The following is a 23,615-nucleotide window of genomic DNA, read 5'->3' on the forward strand; positions in this document are numbered from 1 at the left end:
TTTTTTTCATAAAACGTTGTGTGACAATTAAAATGAAAGCGCTTCACTCACTGTTTTGACAGACCTGTACCCTAATTCCAGTTATGTCATCACGCATAAAAAAATCCCGCAAAAGGCGTGCGGGATTCTTACGTTGCATATCCATTTTTAATATGAGAAATTAAATTTTCAAGCATTTCCTTCGTCGTCATTTCAGATGACTGCTCACCAATTTCATGTGCATGCATCAAAATTTTCAGAAATTCTTCTTGATTCAATTTCTTTTCACTCATCATTTTTATTCCTTTCAGCTTCCATTAAGTTGAAAACACGATTATTATATGATGCCGGTTATCAATTTGCAATCTCTAATACATCATTCGACACATCCCATTTTTTATGTCCTTTTTTAGGAAAAACTTTTTCAGGCCGATGTGTTGCGATATAATAGAGAAATTGGATCTTTTTATTACGTGACTCGGTTAGGAGCGATAATCATGCTTCAGAATATGATTTCTAAAGACGATGTGCTGGCATCTGCTGAACAGTTGAAAGAACTCCTTCCTTACAATGAGGAAAATGTTCAGCTGATCAAAAAAGCCCTTATTTTATATCGACAGGATTCAGTCTATCGTTTACAAGCAGTAAGTCCGACGGAAGTTACGGCTTACGTGCAGGATGTTGTGCCTGTGCGGGTCACATTGAACTTGTTTGTCATAGCCAAAAGCGGCTGTTCATGTCCGTCCGGAAGAATCTGCCGCCATATGCTGGCTGTTTTTTTATATGTATATGCAATGTTCGAGCGTGTGGGTATGTTTACAGCGTATTGGCTTGAGAGGGAAAAGCTGGAGGAAAGCAAAGAACTCGTCCGCCGCCAATTTCAGGAAAAGGTGCTGCCTAATGAAGAATTGCTTTCAAGCTGGCTCGCTTTTTTTGATTCAGAGTTCTCTCTCTGGCAGGCGCGGACGCCGGAAAGCAGCCAAAACATGCAGGGCCTCTATTACGGCTACCTGTCCGCATTAAAAAAGCATGCGCCGAACAAGCCCGAGCTGAAAAGCCTGTACCAGATTCATTCCGCTATTGCGGTTTGGCTTCGGATGTTCACATTGATTGAAGCGGGCAAATTGAACCCCGAGCAAGACTTTTATTCCCTCAATCCGTATGTTGAACAGCTGATGGATACGATCTACAGCTCTATTGATAAATTAAAAACATACGCGCTGTCATTTGCGCTTGATCCGTTTTTGGAAAAAACACCGGAAGTTATCCGACATTTGCTGTTGAAAGAAGATATTTTTCAATATGAACGCATCCGCATCTTCGGTGAAATTTGGAGCGCGCTTCTGTCCCGGCCAAAATGGGTGGCGCGCGAACAGGAGATTTTGAAAAAAGAAGCCGGACGGCGTTTCTCACCTGAATTGCAATTCGGGCGCCTTCACTTGGAATTCCTGCAGAAGAATGATGACGTTATTTTTGCCGAAGCTGATGAATTCCCGCCGGAAGCGCTGCCGTATACGTTTCAGTGGCTGAGTGAAATCACGGCCAAGAAGGATTGGAAACGGCTGAATACATGGTACCAGCGGATTGAACCGATTGCGATGGGTTATACGAAACTGGATAAACCGTTTAAAGAGATTCGCGACGTGATTAGTGAATTGTTCCTTCTGCTGAATGCCTATGTGAAGCAAACCAATGACCAAGCGCTGTTTGAACGCTATGCTGCAGGCTGTCTGCCGTTTACGTTCACAGAATACAGCCATCATTTATATGAGAAAAAACGATATGCCGAGTGGATTGAAATTCACAGCCTTGTCGGCTTTTCCATCTATGAAATGGATAAAATGATGCTGAAGGAAATTGCAGCGAGTGATCCGGAGGCGCTGATCCCGGCTTACCACAGAGAAGTGGCCTTTTTTATCGATCAGAAAAACCGCAGCTCGTACAAAGAAGCCGCCCGGTATTTGAAAAAACTGCGCACCCTGTACAGAAAAGCGAAGAAACTGAAGGTGTGGGAGCGGTATATTCAGCAGCTGAGCACGCATTACAAGCGCCTGCGCGCGCTTCAAGAAGAACTGCAGAAAGGAAAGTTGATTGATGGCGAGTCTTAAAGAAATTCTCATCCACGTAGAACAAATGGAAGATGGGTCATTTACGCTCTCAGCCTTTGATGAGAATGAGCAGCCACTTCCCTACAGCCATATGAAAAGGCATTTGTTCCAATGGCATGAATCCTCATTTTATGGAACCTTTCTTGAGGACGTCAGCTTCATCGGGACAACCGCTGTTTTGCTTTCTCCATGGATGACTGTAGAGCTCCTCGGCAAAAACTCGTTCAACTCATTCAGCTCCGTGCAGCTTACAGAAGAAACGGAGCCGCTGATCGAGGCGGCCTCGACCATCTATGAATTTATCGCAGACGGCGATTTTCTGCCTGACTATGAAGCATGGGCAAACGGTGTTTTTCGCTGGAAGGACCGCGACAATATACTAGATGGCTTTACTGCGGATTGGTTCTCCGCTGCAGTGCAGGACTATATCCAATACGACGATGGCCTGCGGGAAAAATGGGAACACATTAAGGAGAAATCGCCTGCGGTCACGACATACCGCGGACATTTTCTCGATGAGAAGGATTTTCTTGAAGGGATCGGCTGGATTGACGATCTATCTCCATTTACAGTCGGCCTGCGCTTAAATGAGCCAGACTTTGACGGAGACGATTGGAAAATCGAGATGTTTTTACGCGATAAAAAGAGCGGCGCTGTTGAATTTTTTGACGGGCTGAAGAGCCTTAAGAAATCGTGGCAGGCGTATAGCGATAAAATCGCACGTGAGCAGGACCGCTTTCACAGAACGGTTCCGTGGCTGTCATTTGATTCCGGGACAACGCTGATTTCAGAGGAAGAAGCCTGGATCTTCCTATCAGAAGCGAGCGAGACGCTTGTCGATATGGGCGTGGAAATTCTTCTCCCATCCTGGTGGCAGATTGTCAGAGACAGTAACATGATGCTGAAGGCAAAGGTGTCATCCGCCCCGCGCGGCGAGTCATTTGTCGGCATGAATGCGCTGCTTGATTTCAACTGGCGGTTTGCAACAAATGGAATTGAGCTGACTGAGGCTGAATTTAATGAGCTTGTCGCCAGCAACAGACGCCTCGTTAATATACGCGGGCAATGGGTAAAAATCGATCCGCAGTTTATCAAACAAATGAAACGACTGATGGAAAAAGCGGAATCAGAAGGACTCCATATGTCTAATATTCTGGCGCGCGAATTAATGGATCAGGGGGAAGGCGGGCTTGAGGATTCAGATTTGATGGATACATCCGCATTTGCTGACATTCAATTTGATCTGTCCAAACAGCTCAGGTCACTGATTCGAAAGCTTACAGCCGCGGAAAACCTGCCGGAACACGAAGTCAGCCCTTCTTTCCAAGGAACTCTCCGCCCCTATCAGAAATACGGCATGAACTGGCTGCTATTTCTGCGAGAAAGCGGTTTTGGCGCCTGTCTGGCTGACGATATGGGGCTTGGGAAAACGATTCAAATGATCGCCTATTTCCTGCACGTAAAGGAAAGCGGCCGACAAAAAACGCCGAATTTGATTATCGCGCCGACATCCGTGCTCGGCAACTGGCAGCGGGAGCTTCAAACCTTTGCTCCTGACCTGTCCGTCGCGCTCCATTATGGGCCGCGTCGTCCAAAAGGTGATGGTTTCGCCGCGCATTACGAAAACGCAGATGTGGTACTCACTTCATACGGATTGTCGCACGCCGATTCAGAAGAGCTGTCTTCTGTGACATGGAACACAATCTGCCTTGATGAAGCGCAAAATATTAAAAACGCGCATACGAAGCAATCACGGGCAATCAGAAAGCTGAAAGGGCTTCACCATATCGCGCTAAGCGGCACGCCAATGGAAAACCGCTTAACTGAACTGTGGTCCATTTTTGACTTCATGAATAAAGGATACCTCGGCAGTCTGACAGGCTTCCATAAACGTTATGTGCTGCCGATTGAAAAAGACCGGGACGAAAAGAGAATCGGACAGCTTCAGCAGTTAATCCGCCCATTCCTTCTCCGGCGGACGAAACGGGATGAGGAGGTCGCCCTTAATCTTCCTGAGAAGCTGGAAGAAAAAGAATTTATCCCGCTTTCAGCCGAACAGGCATCACTTTATGAGCAGCTTGTCAAAGACACATTTGACCATATGACGTCACTGACCGGCATGCAGCGAAAAGCGTTGATCCTCAGCATGCTCGGACGTCTCAAGCAAATATGCGATCACCCCGCGCTCTATTTAAAAGAAGATCAAACAGAGCTGCTGGCCGGCAGATCAGTCAAGCTTGAAAAATTGCTGGAACTCATGACAGCGATACGCGCCCAAAACGAAAGCTGCCTCATTTTCACGCAATACATTCAGATGGGGAACATGATGAAAAGACTGCTTGAAAAAACGTTCGGCGAACCTGTGCAATTTTTAAACGGGAGTCTCTCCAAGCAAGAGCGGGATACACTCGTTGAGAAATTTCAAAAGAAAGAATACCCGACACTCATTCTTTCACTGAAAGCCGGGGGCACCGGACTTAATTTGACCGCCGCCAATCACGTCATCCATTATGACAGATGGTGGAACCCGGCGGTTGAAAACCAGGCCACTGACCGGGCATACCGCATTGGCCAGGAGCGTTTTGTCCACGTTCATAAAATGATTACGACAGGAACAATTGAGGAAAAAATTGATGTCATGCTCGAATCGAAGCAAACGCTGAACGATCAAATTATCCAAAGTGAAAACTGGATAACCGAGCTTTCTACACAGGAACTCGAAGAATTGTTTACATTAAGCGCCTCAGCGCGATGATTAAAAAAGCTGGCTCCTGAAAGAGCCAGCTTTTTTCCGTTCATAGCCGTCACGCCGAATTTCCAAAGAATCCGTTACGCCGGTTACCAACAGGATGCACTTTTGGTGCAGCATATAAACCTACAGCAAATTGTTAATCATATGTGCGACGCCTTGTTCGTCATTGGTCAAGGTGATGGCGTCTGCCATCGCCTTGATATCTTGCCGCGCATTGCCCATCGCTACACCTTTTCCCGCCGCCTCTAGCATCGATTTGTCATTTAAGCTGTCACCGACAGCTGCGGTTTCTTCAATCGGGATATTCAGCCGTTCCGCAAGCCTCACCAGCGCCTGTCCCTTGGAAGCTTTGCGGGCAGAAAGCTCAAAGTTATGCTCAGCCGAACTGACAACCGTCAAATCTTCAGCATGCGCATATCTTTTCCAGCCTGCTTCAAGCTTCTCTTTGAAGAAAGAAAAACCGAGAATATTATAAAAATCGATGTGGTAATCAGACTCAAACAGCTCTTGAAACGAGCCAATGTAAGCGAAGCCGGATTGGCTGTATTGCACCTCGGCCGCCTGCATAAGGACAGAAAGATCTGCTTCCGGATTCGCGCTTCTGAATCGGTCCAGCTCAACCTCAAGAAGCTCTCTGCCGTGTTGCGGCGTGTAAATGGCTGAACCTGTGAATACCTCGTAGTAATAGTTTTCTGACTCAAGCCATGAGAGAATGTCATACGCCCGTTGTTTCTCAATGGTTTCCTGATGATAAAGCCTGCCGTCAGGATCGTGAATGACGGCGCCGTTTGCGCTGATGACCCATGTTTTGATCCCGAGCGGCTCAAAGATCGACATGACATCAAAATGAGCGCGCCCAGTCGACACCACTACTTCTATGCCATCCCGCTGCGCCTGCCGCAGCGCGTTTTCATTTTCCACGCTTACCTGATGCTTGCTGTTGAGTAAGGTTCCATCTAAGTCAATCGCAATTAATTTCACGTTTGTCAGCCCTTTCCTTCATCCTGCTCTGTCACGAGAAGTTCCACACCGTTACAGTCAAGCAAGTCACAAAACGCCTGATTCGGCAGCCTGTCTGTGATCAACAGATCGATTTCACTCAGCTCCGCATACTGATAAAAACTGGTACTTCCGAGTTTCGAATGATCTGCAAGTGCGATCACCTGCTTTGCCTGCTGAATCATTTTTCGCTTCACCATGCCATCCTCTTCATGCGCAATTGTAATGCCATGTTCGGAGATGCCGACCACACCGATCAGCGCTTTATCTACGTGGTAGCTTGAGAGCTTTTCAATTACAGAGGCACCGTAAAGAAAGCGGTGCTCCTTTTCCAGCTTGCCTCCAAGCAGATAGATTTCAATTCCCTCTTTATCGGACAGTACTTCTGCGAGATTAATCGAGTTGGTGATTACCGTACAACCATCCGCATTCAAATGCTTTGCACATGCCTGAACGGTTGTAGAAGCGTCTAAAATTACCCGGTCACCATCATGAATGAGCGATGCGGCAAGCCTGCCGATCTTGTTTTTTTCCACGGACACTGTTTTCAAGCGTCCGGAATAACTTTGGATTTTCTGATGCACAGTCGGCAAAATAGCACCGCCTCTTGTACGGATGATGGCATTCTGTTCCTCCAGCTTCACAAGATCCCGTCTCGCTGTATCCCTCGACACCTGAAGGAGCCTACAGATCTGCTCCGTTGTAATTCGGTTATGCTGTTTTAAAAAATCCAAAATCGCTACTAATCTTTCTTCTTGGTACACGCCCTCATTCCTTTTCTTTTCAATTATCTTTAAGCAATTATAAGTTTTTATCCAATTTCATTCAATATTATTAAGTGATTTTAAGTAAAAACGCATCATAAGAACCAATTTTTCCTAGTCGATACAAAAGAAAGAACCAGTCTGGTCGACTGGTCACTTTTGAGGGAATGATGCGGAGATTAGAATCATATGAATGGCTAGAAAACGGGGAGGATCAGGGGATGTCAATCGGCAGCTTTTTCCCGGGGTTTAGGGTCCATAAAACGAACAGTATCAGCCAACACTTCCGTTACATAGACGGTAACGCCTCCTGCGTTTTCATAGCTTCTTGTCTGAATCCGTCCACTTACGCCGACGAGAGAACCTTTTTGGCAATACAACGCCGTGTTTTCAGCTGTTTTTCTCCAAAGTGTGCAACTCACGTAATCAGCCTCGATTTCACCTGAAGCATTTTTGAAGCTGCGGTTTACCGCGAGCGTAACGTGTGCGACTGCCGCACCGGCGGAAGTGTAGCGAAGCTCAGGATCTTTTGTAAGTCGTCCGACAAGCATGACCTGATTGAACATGCGATTCCTCCTCTCCTTGCGGTTATATGCATTGTAGATGATGCAATGAGAAAAGAAAAACGCGTAAAAGTGGCTTTCATCCCCTGTTTTTATCTTTCGTTTTCATTTTTCCTTCAGCTAAAAACATCTTTTGTTCTTTCCCTTTAAAGAAATATGTGCTTTTTAAAAACCGGAAAAAGATTTGCTTTGTCAGCCGATTTTGTGTATTCATACATACATAGGAAGAACCATCCCATGCAAACCACTGAAAGCTCAGCTTTTTTTCAGGCAGTGACACCTTAATTTTATACTGCTCCATGCCGTCTTGCGTTTCGTATAAAAAGCTTACGCTTCCTTTTTTGTTTAGATGAACCTCAAACACTTCTTTACGGCTTACCATATATGTTACTTCCTTTTCAATTAAACAGTCCTCAGAAGGAGTGCCGTCAATATAAATTTCTTTTAAACGAAATTGATTCATACCACATCTCTCCGTAATCCATAGTCAATTACAGTATAATGAAAAATTAGAAATTATTAAATGTTTCGCTAATACATAATTCTTTAGCCCTAGAATTGTAGCATTTTTTCCTCTAAAACGTTTATGTTATAATGATAGGCAAGAAATCTTTGGAAGTAATCGGGGTGAGAATAGAAATGAAAACCTTTAAACTGGTTGACTTGAATGTGGAACGAGTGGACAAGGAAGAAAAATCAATTGAACAGTTTCCCCTTATTGACGGACTGATTATAAATAAAGAAGACGGTGAAAATCACTGGCTGATTGAAGCGCTTGTAGCGAAAGAACACCTGTCTTTTTTTGAGCAGCTTCAAAACAGCCAAACTGAAGCCAAAGTATTTGTAACGATCACGAAAAAAAGCAATCGCCCCGCCCAGCTGACAGCAGCAGTGAAAAATATCGTCAAGCTGGAAGAAAGCATACAGGTTTTAATCTACGGACAAATGGTCACAAGAAAACAGCAAGGCACTGAGACCATCCTCGAATCCCTTGTAAAAGAGGGCTATACAGGAACAAAGCTCATTGAGGCATTTAAGCAAAAGATATAAAAATGCGGGGATACGTTCCCCGAAACCGTACAGAAGCGAAGAGCGCCACAATCAACATTTTGCATAAATAGGTTCTATATTAAAAAAGCTGCCGTTTTTAAACGGCAGCTTTTATTTTTCGTGCTTTCACTCTTGCATGTTTAATTTGTATGGCCGAAAGCATCAACCAATTCCCCTTTAACAACGAGGCGCCCTTCGGTTTCGGCCGCCTTGTCACATGTAATTAACGTAAGCTCTTTTTCATTTGTCTCCTCAATCACCTCTGCATGCATTTCCGACATGATTTTTTTGGATGTCACAGAATAAATATAGTCTTTTTTAAAATCAGTGATGACAATTTGAGCACCTGTTTTTATGTTTTCAAGAGGTCCAAACAGAAGACTCTTTTGCTTCAAATGATGGCCAGCCAAAGGATAATTCCCCTCGCCCATTTTCTGATCCGGGCGCATTGTTGCCGCCCCGATCATTAGGTTTTCGTTGGTTGTGCCTTTTACGATCGGAAGCTCCAGATTGACACTTTTAATCGTTATCCGCCCGATAACTGCTTTTTGATCGTGATTAAAGCCAGCCTTTATTGCTTCCATCAAATCAGGTGGCTTGATTGATTCAAATTCAAAATCTGCCTCTCTCTCATTATTTTTTTTCAGCTGCTCCACAGTTAAGGCCGGCTCACTCTGGCTTTTGCTAAGATAAGCTATGATTCCTCCTTTCAAATAAGGAGAACAGATTAGCAGCAGTCCTAAAAGAATGAACATCGTAATGATCATTTTCTTGTACATAAACAAAATTCCTTTCCTTCCTTCTAGAATGACTTGTATCACTTTTAAAAAAGCACCTGATCAATTTTTCAATGATCAGGTGCTTTCATATTTATCCCTTTCTTTGCTTCTTTCTTGAGGCAACAGCTAAGCCTCCTCCTGCCATTAACAGCAGGATACCGATCATTACTGTTAATGTGCTGTCTGCATCTCCGGTTTTTGGAAGGGAATTGTTTGTGTTCAAATCACCATCTGTACCATTGGTTTTCGTATGATGTCCATCTCCATTCACATTTCCATCCGGTGTAGGTTTATCCGGTTTGTCAGGCGTTGGTGTTTTCACTTTCTGATTAGAAATAACGAGCTCAACAGCTTTTGGCTGTCCTTTTTCTATTGTGAATTCAATCGGTGTTTCATCCAGCTTGTAACCTTCTGGTGCCTTTGTTTCAATCAATTGATAGCTTCCCGGCGCAAGGCCTTTTACTGTGAACTGCCCCTGTTTATCCGTTTTCCAGAGTTCAGGCAGCTCTTTGCCATAGCCTTCAGCTTTTACAGGCTTTCCGCTTGCGTCCAATAACTTGAATTCAGCACCCTCCAAAACGATCGTTTTATCGTCTTGATCCACTTTCGTCACATTCACGTCACCTGGTGTCAATATGTTTTCAGCGGTGATTTCAACTGGTTTCGTGTCTGTATTTGTGATCTTAAACGATATTGGTGTTTGGTCTAAATGATAATCTTTAGGCGCTTTTGTTTCGACAAACTGATATTCACCAGCATTGAGACCATGTACTGTGATTTGTCCTTTGTCATCAGTAGTCAAGCCGGATTTCAGCACTTTTCCGTTGGCATCTGTCAGATTGAACTCCGCGCCCTGAAGAGCTTTGTTTTTATCATGCTGATCCACTTTGGTGAGTACAACAAGGTTCTTGGCATTAACCGCTGTTACTTTCACTTGTTCAGGTTTGCCGCTATTTTCAGCTTTAATGGTGAATGACACTGGTTTTTCGGATAAAAGGTATCCATCTGGCGCCTCTTTTTCAATAAATTGATAGGTTCCTGGCGCTAACCCATCAACTTCAATTTTGCCGTCTTCTTTTGAGACTAGATCGTCTCTCACAGTTTCCCCATTGCTGTCAGCGATTTTGAATACTGCGCCTGCTAAGCCTTTTCCATCTTGATCTTGCTTCGTCAGCTGAACTGATCCTTTATCGTTCACGACGATTCCGGCATCTGCGGATTCTGGCTTTCCTGCTGCAGATTCAGCAATGGTAAACTCTTTTTTCTCTGTGTTTAACAAATAGCCAGATGGCGCTTTCGTTTCAATAAAGGCGTAGCGTCCCGGTGCAAGGTCCGAAGCCTTAACTTTTCCGTCTTTATCCGAAGTCAGCTTTTCTTGAACCGTATGTCCTTCCTGGTCGACAATGTTGAACACTGCACCTTCCAGTTTTTGGCCTTCAGCATTTTCCTTCGCCAACTCAACAGAGCCTTTATAGTTGATAGCGACCCCGGCATCTACTGGCTCCGGTTTTCCTGCTGCGGAATCAGAGATCGTAAACTCTTTTTTCTCCGTGTTTACCACATAGCCGGATGGCGCTTTCGTTTCAACAAAGGCATATTGTCCCGGCGCAAGGCCTAAGGCTGTGATTTTCCCGTTTTCATCTGAGGTCAGCCCTTCTTGAACCGTATTTCCTTCCTTGTCAATAATCCTAAAGACGGCACCTTCAAGCTTTTGGCCATCGGCATCTTCCTTCGTCAGCTCAACAGAGCCTTTATCGTTAACGGCAATTCCGGCATCTGCCGCTTCAGGCTTTCCTGCTGCAGATTCTGAGATGGTAAATTCTTTTTTCTTTGTGTTCAGCACATAGCCGGCTGGCGCTTTTGTTTCCACAAAGGCGTAACGGCCCGGCGCAAGGCCCGAAGCCTCTATTTTTCCGTCCTTATTTGAGGTCAGTCCCTCTTGAACAGGCTTTCCATCCTGATCGACAATGTTGAATACTGCACCTTCAAGTTTCTGGCCTTCAGCATTTTCCTTCGTTAGAGAGACTTTCCCTTGATAATTGGTCATTTCTCCTAAATTGACATCGGACACTTGATTGTTTTCATTCTTTGCGATTGAAAAGTGTATCGCTTTTGTATTCACGATAAAGCCTGCTGGAGCTTGTGTTTCTGTCAAGCGGTAGTAGCCCGCCGCCAAACCGTTCATTTCTACTTTGCCGTTTTTATCGGATTTTATATCTGTTCGTATAAGTGTATAGGTGCCGTCATTTGATTTTTTCTCCAGCTTGAAAACAGCACCAGCCAAAGGATTGTTGTGTTCGTCTTGTTTGATAAGCATCACCTTGTTCTGTTGATTTACGACTTTGTACAGCGCCCCTGTCTTGGAGGAATTGCTGTCTATCTTAACAGAGACTCCTTTTGCATAAGCATCACTGATGTTATATCCGTCAGGCGCTTTTATCTCTTTTAATACGTAGGAACCGTAGCGGATATTTCCGAATGTAAGCTTCCCGTCAGAATCTGTCGTACCTGTACGCAGAAGCTGCTCGGCGTCTTCAGACCATAATTGAAAGTCTGCGCCTTCTAAAGCTTTATTGTCCTCACCTGTTTTAAAGATCGTCAGGCTTCCTTTTTCACCGGATCCCGAACCGTCGCCGCTTGAAATGGCAACAAAGATCGAGCTGCTGGTTTCTTGAGTCTGCTCCTTCACATTTGTTCCTGAAATGGACACTTTATTTTTAACGTAGCCGTTCGTTCCGGCTATGTTAATCAGAGACCGGTATTTGATCACATAGGCACGGTCAATTTGCTTATAGCTGCCTATGAATGTCAGGACAAACGATTGTTCACCTGTTGTATTGTTGGTTTTGATGTCTAACGTGTAATCTTTGTCTTTTTGAAGTTCGACATCGCCCGCGGTCAGATTTCCGCCGCTGTCTTTGACCACTCCATGTTCATCATATTTTGCTTGATATACTTTAAAAGAATCTGCATCCAGTATTTGATTTTCATCCGGCGTGTCAGTGACTTTAACATCATCCAGCGTTGATTGGCTGGAGTTGACATTGATGCTCCAATCGATGTAGCTTCCATTTTGTTTTCCGCCCTTGAAAATCAGGCTTCCTCCATCCACAACGGAGACAGAGCCCGTCAAGGTGCGGTCTGCATAACCATCATTATGGTAGGTCGCTTTGTTTGTGTACTTATTCTGATCAATGACCTTTCCTTTGAGCGTTGTTTTAAACTCAATCAGGTATGGCACAGAATTGCTCGTTTTAAGGTGTACTGTCAGAGTTCGTTCATTTTTTTCTGAAGGCTCTTCGACCTCATACTTGGAAGGATCAAGGACGTCTCCTTCTGTGATGGAGCCGTTTTTATTAATCGTATAGCTCTTTACCACAACGGAACCCGGCACAAATTGTTGAGGATCTGTTATGGCATCTTTTATATAAGGTTTTTTTGTGGGTTCGCCATTATAATTGACACCGATTTTCCACGTGATTTCCTTTGAAACTGCGTTGTATGATCCATTTTTGAATCCATTGTTTGTCGTCTGATGATTCGGCGTAAAGCCGCTTGATACCTTATTCGTGCGCTCATTGCCGTATTGATCAGTCCATGTCGACTGAACTGTATTCTTGACGCTTTCGTTAGAATAATCGGCATTGAATGTTGTCGTATACGTGATTTTAAATTGACTGTCTGTTTTCGCGTAATCCCCGATCAATGCCAAAGTAAAGCCTTTATGTTCGGGTTTTTTTGTCAATGTGTAGTCTTTGTCTTTCTGCAACGTTTTGTTGTTCGTTGTGTCTTGCATTTTGAACGATTCATCAATCAAAACCAATCCGCCGCTTTCGAATTGGTCATCCAGCGTCCAATTGTTCATCTCATAGTTGTTTTTATTAACTGTAATCGTCCAATCAGCCGTCTTCTTCTCATAATCAACATTTGAATACCCTTTGATAAGGTTTTGTTGAATGGCTATTCCAGAAGCTTCTTTTGAATCCCCTGTTCCGGTCACCACGCTGTTGGTGTATGCTGTCGTTTTATCAATGATCACTCCGCTGTTGACCTTTGTTTGATATGTGATTTTATAAGCGCTAGTAATGGATTTATTAAATTTGACTTCAAATCCGGTTCCATTATCGATCAGCGTATAGTCCTCGCCTTCCTTTAAAGGCGTTCCCGCTTGCTCGCTGCCGTTCTGTCCAAAGGTAATAGGAATAACCTTCAAAGAATCTTTCACAAGATGCAAATCGCCAGTTCCAAAAGAATCTTTAATGCTGGCCTTGGATTGGTCGATCTGTTTCTCACCGTAGTTGTATAAAAGAGCCCAGCTGAATGTTTGAGATTCTCCATTATAGCCGGTTGATGATTTTGCAATCATTTTTCCATATTTGGCTGCAACAGTGGCTTCGGCAGAAATGGGTTCCAGGTTGTCTCCGCTGAATGCTGCTTTGTTTGTCAGCGTTATATTTCCGCCCTCACTCGGCTTTGCACTATTGTCAATGTCAGTTTCGTATACAAGGCGGAAGGCTGAATCAATTGTCCCATCAAATGTGACATTTCCTTTTGTATCAACGCTATAGCCGGAAGACACTTCATTTCCTCTGCTGACAGAACCATCAATGTTCACATTAAGTTCATACACTTTAACTGAACGGTAGATTAAGCCGTCCGGAAGACTTTCCGTGATTTTGGCATTCTTGACTTGATCCAATTTTTTATTGACATCGACCGTCCATGTTACGTTACCGGGGTTGATGCCTTTATCCAGCACACCTGATTTATCAATGGTTTTACTCACATTTGGTTTAAAATAAACCGTTGTCTCAGGAGTATCGGAATTCACAGGAAATGGAATCTTTTGTGTTGTCGATCCCGTTATTTTCTTCTCATTAAACTGCGTATTGATCACCAATGTGCCTTTGACATTAGAATGTTCTTTTACCTCGCCGTTAAATGTCATCACCACATGTCCGTTTGTATCAATAGAAAATGTCCCGAATGTGGTGTCTCCGGCGCTTAATGGCAGGTTCACAATGTCATTATGCATAATAAATTCTTTAGGCAAATCAAATTCATATTGATCCCCGGCATTGATTGTCTTTCCTAAATCGTCAGGAATGGCCCAATCAATTGAAATGTTCACCGGAGAATCTGTACTGGCGCGATTGCTCTTGTCATATGGCTCTCCGTTTTCATCCGTCAATGTCACGCCGGTTAAAATATGTTGTGTGATTTGTTTTTCTTCAGTTTGCAGACTTCTGAAAGCTGATTGACTTGAGGATGACACTTTTTTTGAATCATCACTCTGAGAGGAATCGTTGCTCTTAGAGTCGGCTGATGGTTTTGGTTCCTCTTCTTTGGGTTCCTTGCTGGCTGATGGTGCAGATTTATCATCTGTCCCTTCCTGATCACCCTCAGTTTCAGAAGAGTCATTTTTTGGCTCTTCCGACTCGGCATCTGGTGTCTTATCTTTCTTAACAGGGATGATCACCTGCTGGGTTTTGCCTGCCCCTAGTTGAAAAAGGGCTGCCACTGTATGTTCATCTTCTTTTACATCTGCAGTAAACGTGGCTGACAGTGTAATGGCGCCCTTGGCATCAGGAGAATCCGCGGATGCAGTTGTTACTTTTACCGTCATGGTGCTGCCGCCCGCCGGCACATGATAGCTGCCGATGACTTGGTCAGCAAATGTAATCTCACCGTCTGCACCTTTATCAAAGGTAAAGCTTTTAGGTATCTCCACATTGATACCCTGTTCACTTTCTGTATCTTTACCTTTTTTTAATGACCATTCATATGTCAGTGTCACTTTATCCCCCGACTTTAATGCCGGTTCGTTTCCTTTTGTGCCGTCAACAACCTGGTCGTTGCCTTCCTTGACCGTCACCGAATCGAAGAATTGGCTGTCGCTTGACGTGACGTCCACAGCCTGTGCTGTAAGAGTATAGCTGGCGATCTGGCTGAAGAAGAAAAAGATGGCCAGGCTTATGATCATAACGATCCGCCCGCTTTTTTTCAGCCATAAGGGAAAACTCCTCGTTCTCAACTTTTCATTCCTCCCATTCATATCTATTTTTCACTTGCCGATTGATCCGTGAGACCATAAAGTCATGTCTCATCCCCCAAAAACTTGCTACTGCCGAATGAGTTTCAAAACTAAGCATTGCCACCCGAACCAAACTACATTGTATGAAATGGAACTATACAAATTCTGTACAACTAAAAACGGAATGAATGGGGGAGATTTGAAATTTCAAGCGGAGACATATGGCGAGACCCTTCCTTTAGGTGGCTTGTAAAAAAAACAGCGTGCATCGGCAGGAAATCGACACACACTGGTTTGAAGAAGGTTTTTTCTTTTCAATTAACCTGATCTTTCATTTGTTTGTAACGCTGATATTCTTTTATCGCCTCTTCTACCCTCCCGTTTTTGTTGAATAGCTGCAGCTTGTATTGCATAATTTTTTGATCGAAAGGCTCCATTTTCTCGACCTGCAGGCAAATATCCATCGCTTGATGATCATTCATTTCACGAATAAGGAAATCGATCAGTTCATAAGCCTTTCCAAGCCAAAGCTGGGCGAGACGCGTCTTTTCCGGTTCTGCCCACAAATAGCCGTGCTCTAACAGGTAATGATTTTGATAGGCCATGAAAATATCCGTGTGCAGATGTAATGTAGCTGTATTGAGCGGAGGAGCTTCTTTTAGTGACTTTTCCCATTCAGCAACATCAATTTTTGCATCTGAAAGCCGAAGAATATATCCTGTGTCGGTCTTCTCAATTGTTTGGCTGAAGGGAATCTGGCTGAGTAATTTCCGTATCTGATAAATGGTTGAGTAGAGCTGGGTGCTTGCTTTTGTCACATCATAATCGATCCAAAAAAGATCGATTAGCATGTCTTTACTGACTACGCGGCCTAGGTTGTGAAGTAAAAATAAGTATATTTCGCGTGCTTTCGACGTTCTCCACTTGACTGGAATGTTTGTTTTGACACCCTTTAAGGTTTGATAAAACTGCAGGTTTCCAAAACATTGGATCGAAAAATGCGCCTCAGTATTTTCTGCAGATGCTCTGAGCATATTATTCGTTCTAATTCGTTCAACAGTTGTCTCGAGCCGCTTATAATTTACGGGCTTCAGCAAATAATCAATGGCATTCAGCTCAAACGCTTTGATAGCGAACTCATTATAGGCCGTGATGAAAACCACTTGGATGTTTTCATTCATCGATTGAATCTCTTCAGCAAGCTCAATGCCGTTAACCCCCGGCATTTCAATATCAAGAAACACTGCATCTACAGCAGGAATCTCTGGATGCTCCAGAGCTTCAATCGGATCTTGATACGCCATTATAGATTGAAATGCGTTTGTCCGTTCAAGCATGTTTTTTAAGTGAAGCAATGCCAGGTGCTCATCATCAACAATTAACGCTTTCACAAAACATCACACCCTATATGTAAAATGGAGATACCAGTAAATAACTTTTATTATATCATGCCAAATTGTCCCTTTATCTGGATTATTTTTCTTTCTATCTTTGAAAGTTTACACTTACACTATGAATAAAAATAGGAATTTAAAACCCTATTGGATAAAGGAGCACTAATATGAAAGAAAAAATTATTTTCATTTCAATTATTTTCGGTTATGCCGCATTCTTTATGGCTTTTATAGCCGTTGACCATTTTTCTGGATCAACACTTCCTGAAGCAAAGCATGGAGTCATGGATTTGGAGAAATGGGATTTTCAGAAGGATGGGAATGTTCAGCTGAACGGAGAGTGGACTTTATATCCAAACCAGATTCTGTCGTCAAAAGAGATCGCTTCTGCAAAAGGAAAAGATCCCCTCTTCGTTGATGTCCCCAGCAATGTGAAAGTAGCCAAGCAAGGTATTAACGTGGATTACGGAACGTACAAGCTGACGATCAGATCAAACCAAGACAATCAGGTTTTCGGGATCAGCACGTCTTTTATTTACAGCGCAAATCGCATTTATTTTAACGGACAATTCATAGGACAAAGCGGCAGCCCTACAAATAAACCTGATTTCACAGCGCAAAATAGACCGTATACGAGCTTTTTTACGCTTCACAAGGGTGATAATGAACTTGTCGTACAATTTTCGAACTTTGAAAAAACGCCGGGGTGGGGTATCGCAAAGCCGATTACCTTTGGAACTCAGGATCAAATATTGCGGGAAAACAAAATTTCCTTTCTTAATGATACGGTCATGATTACGGCATTTTTCATTACGGGATTATATTTTCTGGGCTTTTTCCTGCAAAGAAAAAAGGATAAGCATTTGTTGTTTTTTTCTGTTATGTGTCTTCTGTTTTCGTTCATTATACTGATGATCGGAAAAGAGCGGATTATATTTCTCCTCTATCCGTCCATTTCATTTTCATTGCTAAGTTCAATGAGGGCAATCTCTACAGTGTTTGTCAGCATTGCGGTTTTTCTTTATCTCTATTTCGCTTACCGGGAGATTGTGTCAAAACGTTTTATTCTCATAGCCACTGTTTCTTCCGGGCTGGTCTTGATCACAGATTTTTTAACCAAGGGTTTTATTGGCCATGCCTCATACATATTACATTCTGTGCTAGCCGTTTCGACCCTTGTTTATATTACATATATTTTTACAATTGCAGCGATTCGCAAAATGGAAGGAAGCCTGTATCTTACCATCGCTTCTATATCAATGAGTGCTTTTGTTATTTTAACGACCATTTCAGCTTATAGTGGGAAGTCGGCCTTTTCATTTAATTCGATTTACTCATTGCCAACAGTTATCGCTTTGTTGGCGATCGTTCTACTGATGGCACAGCAATTCGCCGGCGCTTTCCGCGAAAATGAAGTGCTGTCATGGAAATTGCTCAGAATTGACCGGCTAAAGGATGAGTTTATTGCCAAAACATCGCATGAATTCAAAACGCCGCTGAACAGCATTATTAATATATGCCAGACGCTGCTGGCCGGCAAAGGAAAAAGAACGATAGAAGAAGAGAAAGAAAATATGCAGCTTGTCATCCGCATGGGCTATAGGCTGTCCAATCTGGTGAATGACATCTTGGATTTAGAAAAAATAAAACAGGGCATGCTTGAGATACACCAGGTTCCTGTTGATATTTACACTTTAATCTGTTCGGAAATGAATTTCTACAATCTCTTGTCCAGACATAAAAACTTGAATATTATAAATCATATTCCACCCGGCCTTCCTTTGGTACTCGCAGATGAAAACCGTTTTCGGCAAATTGTTACCAATCTAGTAGACAATGCAATTAAGTATACAGCGGAGGGCCAAATCACACTTTCTGCTACAAGATTGAACGATAACATGATTAAGGTGACAGTAACGGATACCGGAAGCGGCATTTCCGAGGCCGATCTCCAAACCATCTTCGAGTCTTTTCAGCAAGCCGAAACGAATAAAGACGACGGAGCCGGTCTTGGCCTAAGCATTGTCAAACAGCTGGTTGAGCTCCAAAGAGGAGAAATTTGGGTTGAATCGGAAGTGGGAAAAGGTTCGGCATTCCATTTCACATTGCCAATTGCTCAAAATGAATCTGTGCCTGAGACAAAGAAGGGTCATCCTGATTTACAACCCGGGATTCAGATGTCAGATATCTCTTTGAGCACGCCTTATTACTCTGAGAAAATTGACGCTCCAACCATTCTGATTGTCGATGATAACCTTGACAGTTTGAAAATTTTAAGCGATATGCTTGAAGGTGTGCCCTACAATGTAATTGCAGCAAAAAACGGTAAGGAAGCATTAGAAGTCATCTCTTGTACGAAGCTTGATTTGGTTATTTTAGACTTGATGATGCCGGATATGTCTGGTTTCGAAGTTTGCACGAAAATTCGTGATCGATTCAGCTTGGTTGATCTCCCAGTTCTAATGATTACAGCAGCCATTATTGGCCATGACAAATACAAGGCTTTCCTTGCCGGAGCGAATGACATCTTGCAAAAGCCTTATCATTACTCTGAATTTATGGCGCGTATCAAAAACCTGATTATGATGAAACATACAGCAAATCAAGCCACTAGAATGGAAATGGCATTTTTACAATCTCAAATCAAGCCTCATTTTCTTTACAATGTATTAAATACGATCATTTCTCTCAGCCATTTGGATATTGAAAAAGCGCGTGACGTAACAGAGGAATTTACCAATTATTTAAGAATGAGTTTTGATTTCCAAAATACATCTGCCATCAGTTCATTCAAACATGAGCTTTCTATTATCAGTTCCTATCTTTCCATAGAAAAGACACGCTTCGGCAATCGGCTGGACATCCTTTTTGATATAGATGAAGATATTGACTTTATCCTTCCTCCTTTAATGATTCAGCCTTTGGTGGAAAATGCCGTTCTTCACGGTGTCAGCAAGAAAAGAGGCGGAGGATGGGTCAGGCTGACAGCTAAAAAACAAAGCGAGAATGAGTATTACATCAAAGTAGAAGATAACGGTGCCGGCATAGCTCCTGAAAAACAAGAAGATCTCTTATCTGCGGATTTCGATCGCAGCGTCGGTTTGAAAAATATTAACCAGCGGCTGAAACATTTTTGCGGAAGCGAATTGAAGATCAGCAGCACTTCGGAAGCCGGAACCTCTGTTTCAATGCTCATCCATCTCGCTGAAACAATGGAAAGTCCCACGGCATTACATGAAAGGAATTGAAAATAAAAAATGACTGCCGTTTTGAAACGGCAGTCTTCTTATTCCGGCGACTTTGTTTGCAGTTTCAGCAGATCTCTGATTTCCTTCAGCAGCTCCTCTTGCGCATCCAACGCTTCCTCCGCCTCCTCTTCTTCTTCTGCTTCTTTTTTGCGTCTCAACCCATTCAAAGCCCGAATCACAATAAATATGGAAAACGATATGATTAAGAAGTTCACAATTGTCTGTATAAAGCTGCCGTACTTCACCACAGCATCTCCAAACGTAAACGATAAACCTGAAAAATCAAGCCCTCCTAACAGCAAGCCCACCAAAGGCATGATGATATCGTTGACTAGAGATGTGACGATCTTCCCGAACGCGCCGCCTATTACCACACCAATTGCGAGGTCAACGATGTTCCCGCGCATGGCAAAAGCCTTAAATTCATTCCACATTCAATCACCTGCTTTCTCATGTTTTGAAAGAAAAAAAAAGACAAATGTGCTGCTGCCCATCTGCCTTTTTTCATTTATTCTCCGAGAGCAAAAGTCAGTTCGACTTCACAAACGACTTCGCCATCAACTGTGGCAACGCCTTTTCCGCGCCCGATTGTGCCGCGCGCACGAATGATTTCAACCTCAAGATGAAGCTGATCACCAGGCTTGACTTGTTTTTTAAACCGGCAATTATCAATACCCGCAAAGAACGCCAGTCTGCCGCGGTTTTCTTCTTTAATCAGCATCGCAACAGCTCCGACTTGAGCAAGCGCTTCTACGATTAATACGCCGGGCATGACCGGATATTGAGGAAAATGTCCGTTAAAAAACTCTTCATTTGCGGTTACATTTTTATAGCCTTTTGCCCGTTTACCCTCTTCAACCTCCGTAATCCGGTCTACAAGCAATAACGGATAACGGTGAGGAATAATTTCTTTAATCTGCTGAGTATCAAGCATTCTCTTGACATCTCCTTCATCTGCATTAGTATGTATAGCAATCATTAAAGATCCAATCTGTACATTTAAAAAGTATATTATGAATTAATCTCTTTTTCAACCGCGCTAAAATGTAACCTACTGTCAATGAGAGCCGTCAAAAGTTATGATATGATAATTATAAATTTTACCAATAGCAAAGAGGTAGGAACATGATTTCGAAGTTTATTGAAAAAAGGATGCAAAACATGTTAGATGAGTGGTATTCCGCAATGAGCAAACGCAAAATGAATCACGTTTGCACACTGAAAGAGAAAATTGACCAGCACCATCCGAAGATCAAAAAGAACACAAAACTTTGGTTGCGTTATCAATTGTTTCAAGCCCGCCATCAGCTGCTTTTTGAGAACCAGAACGGACTTGATTCATTATTCGATGAACTGTACGGCCTGGAAGATAAAATGGATGATGAATTGAAATATTATCTGTATTTTTTCTCAGGATTAAATGAAATGGTAAAAACAGCTCCGAAACTTGCAGTGAATCATTTTAAAAAAGCTGAACAGTACCTGGGCGCCATTCAAAACACGTTTGAAGCCGCTGAATTATATTATCAAACCGCTGGCGCCTATTACTTGATGAAATCACCGCCGCTTTCCATCCAATACGTCAAAAAAGCATTACAGATCTATTTACACCAATTCGGCTATATCAAAAAGGTGATCACCTGTAAGCTTTTGCTCGCCGTTAATTATATTGACCAAGAACGCTATGAAAAAGCTGAACATCTTTTTAAAGAAATCATTAGGAGAACCCAGCAATTACATGACGAAAACCTGCTATGCCACGCTTATTATAACCTTGGCTTTTTAAAAGCAGCCGAAAAAAAAGACCAGGAAGCGCTTCTTTACTTTAAAAAAGTATTAAGGAATCAAGAATTTGAAACGAATTCTCCAGTATCGTATCTGCACTGTGTGTACGAATCTGTCAGAGCGCTTTTTAAAACAGGAAAGGTCTCAGAAGCGAAAGCCGTCCTGCAAAAAGGGTTAGAATTATCTGAAAAGGTAGACATTCAAACCATCTATCTAAAATTAAAAACGCTCGAAGCGCTCTACACATCAGTTGAAGACCCCTATGATCAGCTGCTCGAATATGTGCTTGAATTAGAAAAAATTGAAGCGTGGGTGGATTTAGAGGTGCTGTTAGAAGACATTACGGAATACTACAAAAAAAAGGACGATTTCAAAAAAGCCGCTTTTTTTATCATGCGCGGCTGATTGAAAACGCCCACTTCTTATTATCTGACTGAATTGATTAAACCGAGCATTTGATCTCCCATTGTAATCGTTCTGCTGTTCAGCTGATATGAACGCTGGGACGTGATCAAATCTGTCATTTGTTCTGACATATCAACATTGGACATCTCAAGCGAGCCCTGCTCTATGCCGATGTTTTGTCTATTAGCGCCATTCAGCTCGTCAAATGCTGCCGCATTATCAATAGAGAACAGGTTATTTCCTTCCGATTTCAGCTCTTGAGGGTTATTCACTTGGATAACTCCGAGATTAAACCGCTGGACCGCGTTTCCGTCAGATGCGGTTAACGTTCCGTGTTTATCGATGGTGATATTTTTCATTGAGCTGTCGATGTTCACTGTATTGCCGTATTCATCAAGCACCGGATTCCCATTTCCAGTAACGAGCTGAAGCTGGTTGGCATTTGCAGCTGAAGGCGTTACATACAGCGCTCCGTCCCTCGTGTACTGGCGGTTTCCATTCACGTTAACCTGAAGATATTGGTATGGAGACGTAAACGCGATATCCAGATCGCGATCCGTCTTCTGAATGCTTCCTTGATCAGATACAAGGCGTGAATTCATCATCGCTCCGACGCCAAGGCGCAAGCCGGACGGCGTTTTTCGGGCTTTTGCCACTTCCTCATTTTTTTCATCAACTTGATCGAATTGCTGTCTGACTAGCTCAGAAAAATTCGTATCTTTTGCCTTATAGCCGGTTGTGTTGCTGTTTGAAAGGTTGCTGCTGATTGTGTCAATCTGCTGCTGCAGCTGGTTTAAGGTGGTTGATGCCGTTAGCATTGACCTGAGCATAGTTGATGTCCCCCGTTTTTTCTTCCGTTATCTTAGATTTTTCCAATTTCATTGGCTGCTTTATCCATACTTTTATCGTAAGCCTGAATAACCTTCTGATTGGCCTCAAACGATCTGTACGCTTCAGTCATTTCTGTATAGGCGCTTGTCACATCTACGTTCGAAAGCTCAGAGACGCCTTGTTTTAATGAATAGGATACCTGGTTATTGCCGGCTGCGCTTGGCAGATCATTGCCGTCCGCCGTGCTGTACAGATCGTTACCATCCCGTTTCAGATTGCGGACATCCTCCGCCATTCTGACATCAATCTGGCCGGCTGTCCGTCCGTTCGTTGTCACAGTACCGTTTTCAGACACAGTGAAGTTCTCATTATCAACAATAATTGACTGGCCATCCGTCGATAAAATAGGACGCCCGTTGATCGTCAGCTGATTATTCTCATTTAGTGAAAAAGTGCTGCTTTTTGAATAACGGATTCCGTCCGCTGTTTGAACCGGATAAAAAAGAGCCGCGTTTTCATTGGTTTCTGTATTAACCGGAACTTGTTTTTCGACCAATGTGATGTCTGTAGGCTGATCTGTGGACTTCAAGCTCCCCTTTGTGAAAAGAGGCTTAAGCTCCTGCATATACACACCGGTATTCACGGAACCGATTTCCGTCCTTGATGTTCCAGCCGGAGATTTTGATTCTATTCTGCTGAGCAGCATCTCAGGGAACGCGCGCATTGACCCTTGATCTGCTTTATATCCAGATGTATTTGCGTTTGCAATGTTATTTGAAAGCATTTCCGTTCTTCGCTGCTGGGCAATCATTGCGGATGTTGCTGTATATAATCCTTTTAACAAATTTCCCACCTCTAAAATGGCATTTTTTCCAGTTGTCATACAGGAACATTCGTTCTATAATAAAAATCAGTATTTTATCC

Annotated in this window: 17 protein-coding genes and 1 pseudogene; 6 read left to right on the plus strand and 12 right to left on the minus strand. The window is 43.0% G+C overall.

All coding sequences use genetic code 11. The features are described from left to right. Positions 1-128: 128 nt before the first annotated feature. A complete protein-coding gene (locus Q3W56_RS03465) occupies positions 129-272 on the minus strand; it encodes a YwzD family small protein (protein WP_003242876.1) in 144 nt (47 codons plus the stop codon). Positions 273-476: 204 nt separating this feature from the next. On the opposite strand from Q3W56_RS03465, the gene Q3W56_RS03470 reads away from it, so the two are divergent. Continuing rightward, on the plus strand, positions 477-2,087 hold the full coding sequence (locus Q3W56_RS03470) for an SWIM zinc finger family protein (protein ID WP_302894507.1): 1,611 nt from the start codon (positions 477-479) through the stop codon (positions 2,085-2,087). Continuing rightward, positions 2,074-4,842 carry a DEAD/DEAH box helicase gene (locus Q3W56_RS03475; protein ID WP_302894508.1) on the plus strand — a complete coding sequence of 923 codons (2,769 nt, stop codon included), beginning with the start codon at positions 2,074-2,076 and terminating at the stop codon, positions 4,840-4,842. The genes Q3W56_RS03470 and Q3W56_RS03475 overlap by 14 nt, the downstream gene beginning before the upstream one ends. 120 nt (positions 4,843-4,962) lie before the next feature. On the opposite strand, the gene Q3W56_RS03480 is transcribed toward Q3W56_RS03475, so the two are convergent. The 4 genes from Q3W56_RS03480 to Q3W56_RS03495 form a co-directional block, all read right to left on the minus strand. Continuing rightward, positions 4,963-5,820 carry a Cof-type HAD-IIB family hydrolase gene (locus Q3W56_RS03480; RefSeq protein WP_302894509.1) on the minus strand — a complete coding sequence of 286 codons (858 nt, stop codon included), beginning with the start codon at positions 5,818-5,820 and terminating at the stop codon, positions 4,963-4,965. A 5-nt stretch (positions 5,821-5,825) separates the two neighbouring features. Continuing rightward, positions 5,826-6,602: a transcriptional regulator GlcR gene (glcR, locus tag Q3W56_RS03485; protein ID WP_302894510.1), complete on the minus strand. Its 777-nt coding sequence runs from the start codon at positions 6,600-6,602 to the stop codon at positions 5,826-5,828. A gap of 224 nt (positions 6,603-6,826) precedes the next feature. After that, positions 6,827-7,168, minus strand: coding sequence for a single-stranded DNA-binding protein SsbB (gene ssbB / locus Q3W56_RS03490; RefSeq protein ID WP_302894511.1), 342 nt, complete (start codon positions 7,166-7,168; stop codon positions 6,827-6,829). Between the two features lie 76 nt (positions 7,169-7,244). Further along, complete coding sequence (locus Q3W56_RS03495) at positions 7,245-7,628, minus strand: hypothetical protein (RefSeq protein WP_302894512.1); 384 nt, start codon at positions 7,626-7,628, stop codon at positions 7,245-7,247. Between the two features lie 176 nt (positions 7,629-7,804). On the opposite strand from Q3W56_RS03495, the gene Q3W56_RS03500 reads away from it, so the two are divergent. Continuing rightward, entirely contained in the window at positions 7,805-8,215 is a 411-nt protein-coding gene (locus Q3W56_RS03500) for a YwpF-like family protein (RefSeq protein WP_019715968.1), read from the plus strand. A 140-nt stretch (positions 8,216-8,355) separates the two neighbouring features. Here the strand turns inward: Q3W56_RS03500 and Q3W56_RS03505 are convergent, their stop codons facing one another. The 3 genes from Q3W56_RS03505 to Q3W56_RS03515 form a co-directional block, all read right to left on the minus strand. Next, complete coding sequence (locus Q3W56_RS03505) at positions 8,356-8,994, minus strand: class A sortase (RefSeq protein WP_302894513.1); 639 nt, start codon at positions 8,992-8,994, stop codon at positions 8,356-8,358. Positions 8,995-9,085: 91 nt separating this feature from the next. Further along, complete coding sequence (locus tag Q3W56_RS03510) at positions 9,086-15,028, minus strand: SpaA isopeptide-forming pilin-related protein (protein ID WP_302894514.1); 5,943 nt, start codon at positions 15,026-15,028, stop codon at positions 9,086-9,088. A 314-nt stretch (positions 15,029-15,342) separates the two neighbouring features. After that, positions 15,343-16,419, minus strand: coding sequence for a response regulator (locus Q3W56_RS03515; protein WP_302894515.1), 1,077 nt, complete (start codon positions 16,417-16,419; stop codon positions 15,343-15,345). A gap of 1,379 nt (positions 16,420-17,798) precedes the next feature. Here Q3W56_RS03515 and Q3W56_RS21130 point away from each other — a divergent pair. Together Q3W56_RS21130 and Q3W56_RS03525 are read left to right on the plus strand one after the other, a co-directional pair. Continuing rightward, a pseudogene (locus Q3W56_RS21130) lies at positions 17,799-18,479 on the plus strand (sensor histidine kinase); the annotation flags it as partial. 225 nt (positions 18,480-18,704) lie between these two features. Continuing rightward, positions 18,705-19,670, plus strand: coding sequence for a histidine kinase (locus Q3W56_RS03525; RefSeq protein ID WP_302894550.1), 966 nt, complete (start codon positions 18,705-18,707; stop codon positions 19,668-19,670). 38 nt (positions 19,671-19,708) lie between these two features. Here Q3W56_RS03525 and mscL read toward each other — a convergent pair whose 3' ends face one another. Both mscL and fabZ read right to left on the minus strand, forming a co-directional pair. Further along, positions 19,709-20,104 (minus strand): large conductance mechanosensitive channel protein MscL, encoded by a 396-nt coding sequence (gene mscL / locus Q3W56_RS03530; protein WP_029317133.1) that lies wholly within the window; start codon positions 20,102-20,104, stop codon positions 19,709-19,711. Between the two features lie 74 nt (positions 20,105-20,178). Beyond that, positions 20,179-20,604, minus strand: a complete 426-nt coding sequence (gene fabZ / locus Q3W56_RS03535) for a 3-hydroxyacyl-ACP dehydratase FabZ (protein ID WP_302894516.1) — start codon at positions 20,602-20,604, stop codon at positions 20,179-20,181. 191 nt (positions 20,605-20,795) lie between these two features. Here fabZ and rapD point away from each other — a divergent pair, with 191 nt between their 5' ends. Then, positions 20,796-21,860, plus strand: a complete 1,065-nt coding sequence (gene rapD / locus Q3W56_RS03540) for an aspartate phosphatase RapD (protein ID WP_302894517.1) — start codon at positions 20,796-20,798, stop codon at positions 21,858-21,860. 20 nt (positions 21,861-21,880) lie between these two features. Here the strand turns inward: rapD and flhP are convergent, their stop codons facing one another. Together flhP and flhO are read right to left on the minus strand one after the other, a co-directional pair. Beyond that, the gene (gene flhP / locus Q3W56_RS03545; protein WP_302894518.1) at positions 21,881-22,690 is read right to left on the minus strand and encodes a flagellar hook-basal body complex protein FlhP; all 810 of its coding nucleotides are present in this window, start codon (positions 22,688-22,690) and stop codon (positions 21,881-21,883) included. Between the two features lie 32 nt (positions 22,691-22,722). Beyond that, positions 22,723-23,535 (minus strand): flagellar hook-basal body complex protein FlhO, encoded by an 813-nt coding sequence (gene flhO, locus Q3W56_RS03550; protein WP_302894519.1) that lies wholly within the window; start codon positions 23,533-23,535, stop codon positions 22,723-22,725. Between the last annotated feature and the right edge of the window lie 80 nt (positions 23,536-23,615).

It is taken from the genome of Bacillus sp. C28GYM-DRY-1, from assembly GCF_030519405.1.
GTDB lineage: Bacteria > Bacillota > Bacilli > Bacillales > Bacillaceae > Bacillus > Bacillus spizizenii_A.